This window comes from Johannesbaptistia floridana (genome assembly GCF_057440575.1).
In genome coordinates this window covers 1-9265 of record NZ_JALKVM010000288.1, presented here as the reverse complement: position 1 = coordinate 9265, position 9265 = coordinate 1, and the positions used below count along the sequence as shown (strand labels likewise).

Sequence of the window (9265 nt, the reverse complement as noted above, 5' to 3'; positions counted from 1 at the left end):
GAGTAAGAAGCCAGTAACCTGTAGGTTGGGCCCTTGGTCACTACACCCAACAGTATAAAAGTAGTTGTAGTTGTAGGGTGTGAAGCGTGCGAAGCCAGTAACGCACCATTAATATTTTGTATTCAAAGCAAATCTGTTTAATTATAGCAGTAGTTCGTGTTAACAATAGGGGTTTTACTTTTGTTTGAAAAACATCATCATATAAGAGAGATAAACAAGTTAAGATTGAGATTAATTTATATAGAGAAGATAATGAATAATAAACCAACAATTTTAGTAACAGGCGGTGCGGGATACATCGGCTCCCATGCAGTGTTAGCTCTTAAAAATGCAGGATATGAAGTAGTGGTATTAGATAATCTCTCCTATGGACATCCTGAGATAATACGAGATGTTCTCAAGGTAGAATTGATAGTGGGAGATACATGCGATCGCCCCTTCTTAGATAATTTATTTGCTACTAGAGAAATTGCCGCAGTTATGCACTTTGCTGCTTATATTGCTGTAGGAGAATCGGTAAAAGAACCGGCTAAATATTATCATAACAATGTGATTGGCACTTTAACCCTCTTAGAGGCAATGTTAGCCGCTAATGTGAAAAAATTTGTCTTCTCCTCTACTTGTGCTATCTATGGTATGCCTCAAGAAATACCAATGACAGAAAATCACCCACGCAATCCCCTCAGCCCCTATGCTACCAGTAAAGATATGGTAGAAAGGATACTCGAAGACTTAGATCAAGCTAATGGGTTAAAATCAGTGGCATTTCGCTATTTCAATGCTTCAGGGGCAGATCCTAGCGGTTTACTAGGAGAAGACCATCACCCGGAAACTCATTTGATTCCCCTGGCTTTGTTAACTGCCTTGGGTAAAAGAAAATCTCTATATATTTTTGGCACAGATTACCCCACAGATGATGGCACCGCCGTAAGAGATTATATTCATGTTAATGATTTAGCACAAGCCCATGTATTGGGTTTAGAATATCTTTTAGATGGTGGAGATAGTGAAGTATTTAATCTCGGTAATGGTAACGGTTTTTCTGTAAGAGAAGTAATTGAAACAGCAAGAAAAGTAACCCAAAAACCAATACCTGCCGAAGAAAGCGATCGCCGCCCGGGAGATGCTCCAATTTTGATTGGTAGTAGTGCTAAAGTCAAAAGAATTCTGAACTGGCAACCCCAATATGCTGATTTAGAGACAATTATTGCTCACGCTTGGCAATGGCATCAAAAACGTCATGGATAAACAATTATTAAGAAAAATAATCATACCTACAGCTTATTTTTAAAATCGCTGTAGGTGATTCACCTATTTTTATTCCAATTCTAAACCCAAACGATGAACCTTAACCAGAGAAAATTCTACTCCAGTCACTTGTTCTAACATATATACTAATCTATCAGGAGTTAAAACAGTGCCATCATTACGACAGCTACCCACATAGTGAAGACTAACAGAATTGGTGACTGTATCTGTTATAGAATCGATATCTAAACTAAATAGGCGATCGCGCAGATTAACTTCAGATTTTTTCCCTGACTTAGTTTTTTTCTCCCAAACAATCTCGGTAGTAGCTAATAAATCTGCTACCCAAGTTTCCCATTGACTAGGACTAACTTCTGCTTCTGTGGCTACAGTTACCAAGTATTCAGCTTTAGCCAACAAAGCATTAGCAGATTTTGACTTCAGGGGTACCTCTTCTACTCGATACACTGGTAATCCTGAGGGTAAATTGGCAGCTAATTTTTCTTGAAACTCTTCAGGTGACATAGAGGTTTTCAATTCAAAATCCACAATTTCCCCATTACTAGTTATTCCTAATGATAAAGCATTGGCAATAGCAATCCTAGGTCCAGGATGATAACCTCCAGTAAAAGATATCGGAATACCTGCACGTCGTACAACCCGATCAAAGAGGCGTAGTAAATCAAGATGACTAATCAAAGCCATTTCCCCAATTTTGCCGAACCAAACTCTTAAACGTTGGACTCTACTAGTATCTGGTTGGAAATGTCCGATAAATTCTGGTATAGCAGGAGGTTTAATCACGATATTGTGGCCAAATTCAGGACCACAAATGCCGCAGAGAGAACAGCGATCAAAGGCACAATCAGGTACTGTTGCTGCCACCAATGCTTTTTTCAAATCTTCTTTCAGCCAATTTTTATCTATTCCTGTATCTAAATGATCCCAAGGCAGGGGTGCATCTAAAGCTTCTTGTCCCTGCATTTCCATAATATTCCATTCTCCAGCTTCTACTTGACGATATTTCCAAGTTAAGCCAGCTTCGTCAATGGCTTGAGACCAAGCTTGATAAGCTTTATCGAGATTTTCCCACCAAGCATCCATTCCTGCCCCTAATTCCCAGGCACGGCGTACTACTTTTGCTAGACGGCGATCTCCTCTGCCGACAAAATCTTCCATGGCGGAGATGCACACATCAGTATAATTAACCTTGACTCCTCTTATTTTTCTAAAAGCTTCTTTGAGTAGTTCTTGTTTTCTTTTAAATTCACTAGTTGACACTGAATGCCATTGAAAGGGGGTATGAGGTTTAGGGGTAAAATTGGAGATAGTCAGGTTAAAGTTAATTCTTTTACGGCCATTTTGATGGCATTCTTGTTTTAACCATTTTATGGTTTCGGCGATTCCTAGGACATCTATATCAGTTTCCCCGGGTAATCCAATCATAAAGTAGAGTTTTATTTTTTCCCACCCTTGTTCTACTGCGGTTTTAATCCCTCTTAATAGTTCTTCGTTGGTTAATCCTTTGTTGATTACATCGCGCATTCTTTGAGTGCCTGCTTCTGGGGCAAAAGTTAACCCTGACTGGCGATTTCCTCCTAGAATATTAGCAATATTTTCATCAAAGCGATCTACTCTTTGACTTGGTAGGGATAGAGAGATATTGTGGTCTTTAAGACGGTTTTTGATTTCCATGCCTACAGCAGGAAGGGAGAGATAGTCAGAGCAACTCAAAGATAGCAGGGAAAATTCATTATAACCTGTGGCTTTCATCCCCTTTTCTATGGCATTTACTACTTTTTCTGGTTCCACATCTCTGGCGGGGCGAGTTAGCATTCCTGGTTGACAGAAACGACAACCACGAGTACATCCACGACGAATTTCTACTACTAGGCGGTCATGGATTGTTTCTACGTAGGGTACTAAGCCTATAGCATAATCTGGATCTGGTTGAGCTACACGCCGTTTGATTTTTTTTGGTACTTCAGGATGTATGGCATATACTGATCCATCTTCTGCCATTTCGTAATATTGGGGTACATATACCCCTGGAACTTTTGCTAAGGCTAGGAGTAGTTCTTCTCGCTTACTTCCTTTCTCTTTTTCTTTAGCTATTACTTCTCCTATTTCTGGTAGTACATCTTCTCCATCTCCGAGGACAATGAAATCAAAAAACTCCGTGTAGGGTTCAGGGTTAGAGGTGGCTGTTTGTCCTCCGGCGAAGACCAAAGGTCCATCACCTTGATTTCTTTCGGCCCAGGTTAAGGGGATACCTGCTAGTTGCAACATTTCTAATATATTGGTTGCTCCTAGTTCGTAACTGAGGCTAAAACCGAGTATATCAAAGTCTTGGAGAGGACGGCGTGATTCTAGGGCAAATAAAGGCGTATTAGTTGTTCTTAGTTTATTGGCAAAATCTGGTGCTGGTAAGTAGGTGCGATCGCACAGTTGTTCTTTTTGTTCGTTGATAATATTATAAAGAATAATATGTCCTAGGTTAGATGCCCCTAACTCATACACTTCTGGATATGTTAGTACCCATCTTACCTTGGCACTTTCCCACGGCTTATGTTTTGCCCCTAATTCGTTACCTAGATAACGTGCTGGTTTGTTTATCTCTGGTGTTAATAGTTTCTCTATAGCTATATTCATATTTTTTGATTAATAATTTGGCCGTACTTATCTAGTTTAACTACCATCGATAGTTAATTTAGTGTGTTTATCTCAAGTCCGGTCATTATTCATTTGGTGTGACAGCATTCCGATTAGTTACGAAATGCACGGAATTATCTTAGGAAGAGCGCTTCCTACCCTGCTTAAATTTTTGTTTTCTAACCAAGAAACTCCTTTCCCTCACCTAATTTTAACTATTGTTTTATAACCTAATTTATGCTTATTCAGTTTCTTTGCGATAATCAGGACAACCTTGACAAGGTCCTTGGGGATTAATCGCACAACGTAAATAAGGCGATCGCGCATTATGCACGCAGGTTATATCACCAATAAAAGGATTGGATCGGGGTATAGGAGACCTATTTAACGATTGATAACGTCTTTGGCTTTGATTTCTTGCTCTAGTTAAGTTATTTTGCCATCTTTGCTTTGCTTTGGGTAATATTAGCAAAGATAGCAAAATAGGAACCAAGCTAATCACCAAAATTAGCAATACTTTCACAATTGAATTAGTCAGACTCTACTTGAATTTATATGCTAATTCTATGCTACCCCTTGATAAGATTTTTTGGGTTTCGTAGAAGAAACTATGTTAGGAAATCCCCTATCAATGATATTAAATTTATATTCTTGACTTTCTAGGAGATCGATTAATACTTCCATAGCAGCTTCTGGGTTGCCTTTTCCACAAAAAAAGATATCAGCAGCAAAATACCCATATTCAGGCCAGGTGTGAATAGCTATATGAGATTCTGCGAGAGTCGCTGTAGCCGTTATTCCGTGGGGACTAAACTGATGAACACACATATCTATCAAAGTTGCTTTACCTGCTGCGATCGCTTCAATAATAGCATATCGAATTCTTTCAGGATCATTAAGCAATTCAGGTGACGATTGCCAAGCATCTAAAACTAAATGATTCCCCACTTTTTCCATTCTTATCTATACCCCCCCGCTAATTTGCGTGCGACATATTCTGTTTGTAATTCCCACTTCTATAAATTTATGGGATGACTTTTTCCTCTACTAACTAGTTAGCTTTGGTTTATTTATCACATAAGTCTTGTTTATATTACATAAACTTGACGATATGGGATAAATCACCACTTCTAAAATTCGCTTTATATCTTAGTGTTGCGGCGCATTAAGAATAACATATTTTTTTTTACAACTCAAGGATTTTAATTAGAAATTTTTTCTGTGCTCATCAGTAGCAGATTTTCGTTAGAGTAGATAGATATAAGTTCAATTAAAAAACCAAGAGGAAAAACTGATGTCAACTTTAGCCTTAACCCCTGACAATGTAGAAAAAGTACTAGACGAAATGCGCCCCTATCTCATGGCAGATGGTGGAAACGTCGAATTAGTAGCCATAGAAGGTCCTATTGTTAAACTACGCCTACAAGGTGCCTGTGGTAGTTGTCCTAGTTCTACTATGACTCTTAAAATGGGTATTGAACGTCGTTTAAGAGAATTTATTCCTGAAATCGCAGAAGTAGAACAAGCGTTTTAAAAAACTTACACTTTTTCCCTCCTCGTAAAATGTGGTAAGACAGTATACATACACTTGCTAAACACAGCAAGTGTAACTAAAGGCTATAAGTTGTAATTAAATAAGCAACATGTCAATTATCAACTTTAACACGGCAAATCAGACCTTTCGTCAACTTATGGGTAACGGTCTATTGTATCGTGTGCCACCTTTTCAAAGAGATTATTTTGGGACAGAAGAAGAATGGGAAGACTTATGGCAAGATATGTTAGGACTACTAGAAGAAGACAGCGAACCTGCTCACTACATGGGTTATTTGGTTCTCCAATCGTCAAATAATAAAGTATTTGAAATTATTGATGGACAACAACGAATAACGACTATAAGTATTTTAATTTTAGCTGCTCTTAAGCGCTTACAAACTTTGGTAAATGAAAATGTAGATGCTAGTAAAAATAAACTTCGCCAGGAGAATTTACAAAATAGTTACATTGGTTATCTAGATCCTGTTACTCTTGTACCTCGCTCGAAACTAGAACTTAATCGCAACAATAACAGCTTCTATCAAATCTATCTGATTCCTTTACAAAAAATACCACAACGGGGTTTAAATGCCTCAGAACATCAACTACGAAAAGCTTTTGATTTCTTTGAAAACAAAATCAAAACTAAATGTCAAAACAGTGGAGAGGCGATCGCTTCTTTCATTGATACAATGGTAGATAAGCTATTTTTTACCGTAATCACCGTTACCGACGAATTAAACGCTTTTAAAGTATTCGAGACACTTAATTCTAGAGGTGTAAGACTTTCAGCGACTGATTTATTAAAAAACTATCTTTTCTCTGTGGTTGCTTCTGGTGATTCCCATGACACGGAAATACAAACTTTAGAAAATATTTGGGATCATATAGTAGAACAATTGGGTAGTGAAAATTTTTCTGAATTTTTAAGAATTTATTGGAATAGCTGTCATAAATTGGTACGCAAATCTGACTTATTTAAAACTATCCGACGCCAAATCAACAATAAACAACAGGCATTTAAACTCCTAAGGGCTTTAGATAATTCTTCTTCCATTTATGCCGCCTTACGTAATCCTTATGATACTTTTTGGAAACCAGAAGAACAAGATTTTCTGGAAAAATTGACTCTATTTTATGTACGTCAACCCTTAGCCATGTTAATGTCTTGTTATCGACAATTTGGAGAGAATCAACGAGATACTTTTACTCAAATACTCAAAGCCGTTGTCATGATTTCCTTTCGTTATAACGTTATTTGTAATCTACCTACACCAGATCAAGAAAAAGTTTACAATCAAATTGCCTATCAAATCTCAGAAGGAAGTCTTCAGGATAAACAAAGTATTATTCAAGCCTTAGCACCAATTTACCCTGATGATGATACCTTTAAAAAACTTTTTCAGGAAAAAGAATTAAAAACCACTAGCTCTCGTAATCGTAAAATAGTAAAATATATTTTATTTAAACTAGAAAAACAAATGGGGGGACAAGATTTCAAAGATGAGAGTGCAGCTTATACTTTAGAGCATATCTTACCGGAGAATCCTTCTCCTCCATGGTCTTATATAGAAGAATATAATCAAGATAAATATATTTATCGTCTCGGGAATATGACACTTTTAGATACAAAAGCTAATCGCAATCTCGGGAATGAAGCCTATAAAAAAAAGAGCGAGGTATATAGAGATAGTTGTTTTCAGATTACATCTTCTCTTCCAGAATATTATGAACAATGGGATGAAAAAGCAATTAATTCCCGTCAAAGTCAAATGGCAAAATTTGCTACTTCTATTTGGAAAATTGATCAAATATAGCAGTAGTATTAGTAGGGTGTGTTAGGGCGAAGCCCGTAACGCACCAAACATGAGTAATGAGTAATAAGTAATGAGTAATGAGTTTTGAAGGTAGCCTGTAGGTTGGGTTGAGGTCACGAAACCCAACAGTATAAAAGTAGTTGTAGTTGTAGGGTTTGAAGCGTGCGAAGCCCGTAACGCACCAACAGATGAGTAATAAGTAATAAGTAATGAGTAATGAGTTTTGAAGTAGTAGCTTGTTGGTCAATTTCTGTACTTTTGTACTTGCGTGCAAGATATGAGCCAAGGAAAGAGGAAAGGCACAATCAACTCATAACTTATTTATATGGCTATATAACTGACGCAAATAAAACAAGAATTTGGCGATCGCCTTTAAATGAGTTTTGAAGTAATGAGTTTTGAAGTCTTTAAGTAATAAGCTTTGAAGTCTTGAAGTAATGAGAAGTCTAGTAGGGTGTGTTAGGGCGAAGCCCGTAACGCACCAAATTATGTCATGATTTCCTAACAATATCAAGTCCGTTTAATTTATGACAAGGTATTGTTTCAGTTGTACTATCACACCTTGTTGACTTAGACCAAAGCACGCAAGTGCAAAAGTACTAAATAGGCCAACAGGCGAGAATCAATTTTTAAGCGTTGTATTTACTCTTTATTCAAGAGATTGCACTAAGACAAAAGGCTGTACAATTAAAGTATTGAATTTTTGGCTAGGAGCTTGATTCCATTGACTTAATTGCTCTGATAATGGTTTGGTAATTAGACTTTCCTCGATCCAAGCTTCAACTTTGCTAGTATTATCTAAGGCTATGGCTTCACCTACATCTAGCAAATCGAGGCTGGGATTAACTATAATAACGGCATCTCGTTGAGCATGGGGAATAATCTCTTGCCATTGAATAGCCGCTAATTCTTCAGAAAGTTGTATTTTTATATCTGTCATTACTTGAAAAAATTCTGTCTAAATCCACTTTTATTGATTTTAACACTACTTATTTGTAATCCTTATGTAGAACCATTCTACCCTCTCCCGGGCGATCGTATTTCTTATTTCCACCAGCAGCAAACATCATCAATAGCTATTTTTACTGCTCTTAAGGCTTCAATTCCTCCAAATTTGATAATTAAAGGAGCTAATGGAGAGATATTTTCTAAAAAATGAGAGCGATTAAGACTAGCCAGAGTATGAAGCATTTTTGTGAATAATGATATCTCAACAGGTAGAGAAGTACATCTAACAACTAACCCCGATAAGGCCCAAGCTCGGGAGGATTCTTTTCCAATGCCTCGGGCCGCTTCTAATGCCTCGGGTAACAATTCACGAGGTAAATGGGGGGCTAACCAAGATAAGGCTTCTGCGAGGGAGTTTTCTCTCCCAATGCCTCGGGCCGCTTCTAAGGCGACCGGTAACAATTCAGGAGGTAAATGGGGGGCTAACCCAGATAAGGCCCAAGCTCGGTCGGATTCATCTCCAAGGCCTCGGGCGGCTTCTAATGCCTCGGGTAACAATTCACGAGGTAAATGGGGGGCTAACCCTGATAAGGCCCTAGCTCGGTTGTATTCATTTCCAATGCCTCGGGCGGCTTCTAAGGCATCGGGTAACAACTCAGGAGGTAAATGGGGGGCTAACCCAGATAAGGCCCTAGCTCGGGGGTCTTCAAACCCAATCCCGCGGGCGGCTTCTAAGGCATCGGGTAACAATTCAGGAGGTAAATGGGGGGCTAACCCAGATAAGGCCCTAGCTCGGGGGTCTTCAAACCCAATCCCGCGGGCGGCTTCTAAGGCATCGGGTAACAATTCAGGAGGTAAATGGGGGGCTAACCCTGATAAGGCCCTAGCTCGGTTGTATTCATTTCCAATGCCTCGGGCGGCTTCTAATGTGGAGGGTAACAATTCTGGAGGTAAATGGGGGGCTAACCCCGATAACGCCTCAGCTCGATAGTCTTCTCTCCCAAGACCGCGGGCGGCTTCTAAGGCATCGGGTAACAATTCTGGAGGTAAATGGGGGGCTAACC

Annotated in this window: 7 protein-coding genes and 1 pseudogene; 3 read left to right on the top strand and 5 right to left on the bottom strand. The window is 38.7% G+C overall.

Going from position 1 to position 9265, the window contains the following annotated elements:
* Positions 1-249 precede the first annotated feature (249 nt).
* Entirely contained in the window at positions 250-1248 is a 999-nt protein-coding gene (gene galE, locus MW688_RS17675) for a UDP-glucose 4-epimerase GalE (RefSeq protein WP_486737333.1), read from the top strand.
* Positions 1249-1317: 69 nt separating this feature from the next.
* On the opposite strand, the gene MW688_RS17670 is transcribed toward galE, so the two are convergent.
* From MW688_RS17670 to speD, 3 genes are all read right to left on the bottom strand, one after another.
* Positions 1318-3900 carry a TIGR03960 family B12-binding radical SAM protein gene (locus tag MW688_RS17670; RefSeq protein ID WP_486737332.1) on the bottom strand — a complete coding sequence of 861 codons (2583 nt, stop codon included), beginning with the start codon at positions 3898-3900 and terminating at the stop codon, positions 1318-1320.
* Positions 3901-4141: 241 nt separating this feature from the next.
* Entirely contained in the window at positions 4142-4423 is a 282-nt protein-coding gene (locus MW688_RS17665; protein ID WP_486737331.1) for a DUF6464 family protein, read from the bottom strand.
* Between the two features lie 41 nt (positions 4424-4464).
* Positions 4465-4857, bottom strand: coding sequence for an adenosylmethionine decarboxylase (speD, locus tag MW688_RS17660; RefSeq protein ID WP_486737330.1), 393 nt, complete (start codon positions 4855-4857; stop codon positions 4465-4467).
* Positions 4858-5194: 337 nt separating this feature from the next.
* Between speD and MW688_RS17655 the strand changes: the two genes are divergently transcribed.
* Together MW688_RS17655 and MW688_RS17650 are read left to right on the top strand one after the other, a co-directional pair.
* Complete coding sequence (locus tag MW688_RS17655; RefSeq protein WP_486737329.1) at positions 5195-5434, top strand: NifU family protein; 240 nt, start codon at positions 5195-5197, stop codon at positions 5432-5434.
* 109 nt (positions 5435-5543) lie between these two features.
* Positions 5544-7253: a DUF262 domain-containing protein gene (locus MW688_RS17650; RefSeq protein WP_486737328.1), complete on the top strand. Its 1710-nt coding sequence runs from the start codon at positions 5544-5546 to the stop codon at positions 7251-7253.
* A 649-nt stretch (positions 7254-7902) separates the two neighbouring features.
* On the opposite strand, the gene MW688_RS17645 is transcribed toward MW688_RS17650, so the two are convergent.
* Both MW688_RS17645 and MW688_RS17640 read right to left on the bottom strand, forming a co-directional pair.
* Positions 7903-8193, bottom strand: coding sequence for a DUF2288 domain-containing protein (locus tag MW688_RS17645; RefSeq protein WP_486737327.1), 291 nt, complete (start codon positions 8191-8193; stop codon positions 7903-7905).
* A 104-nt stretch (positions 8194-8297) separates the two neighbouring features.
* Positions 8298-9265 (bottom strand): annotated as a pseudogene (locus MW688_RS17640) (apoptotic protease-activating factor); the annotation flags it as partial.

Bases quoted from the DNA above. Each gene is read 5' to 3' on its own strand.
- MW688_RS17645 (WP_486737327.1), bottom strand. From the start codon at position 8,193: ATGACAGATATAAAAATACAACTTTCTGAAGAATTAGCGGCTATTCAA.
- MW688_RS17655 (WP_486737329.1), top strand. From the start codon at position 5,195: ATGTCAACTTTAGCCTTAACCCCTGACAATGTAGAAAAAGTACTAGAC.
- speD (WP_486737330.1), bottom strand. From the start codon at position 4,857: ATGGAAAAAGTGGGGAATCATTTAGTTTTAGATGCTTGGCAATCGTCA.
- MW688_RS17650 (WP_486737328.1), top strand. From the start codon at position 5,544: ATGTCAATTATCAACTTTAACACGGCAAATCAGACCTTTCGTCAACTT.
- MW688_RS17670 (WP_486737332.1), bottom strand. From the start codon at position 3,900: ATGAATATAGCTATAGAGAAACTATTAACACCAGAGATAAACAAACCA.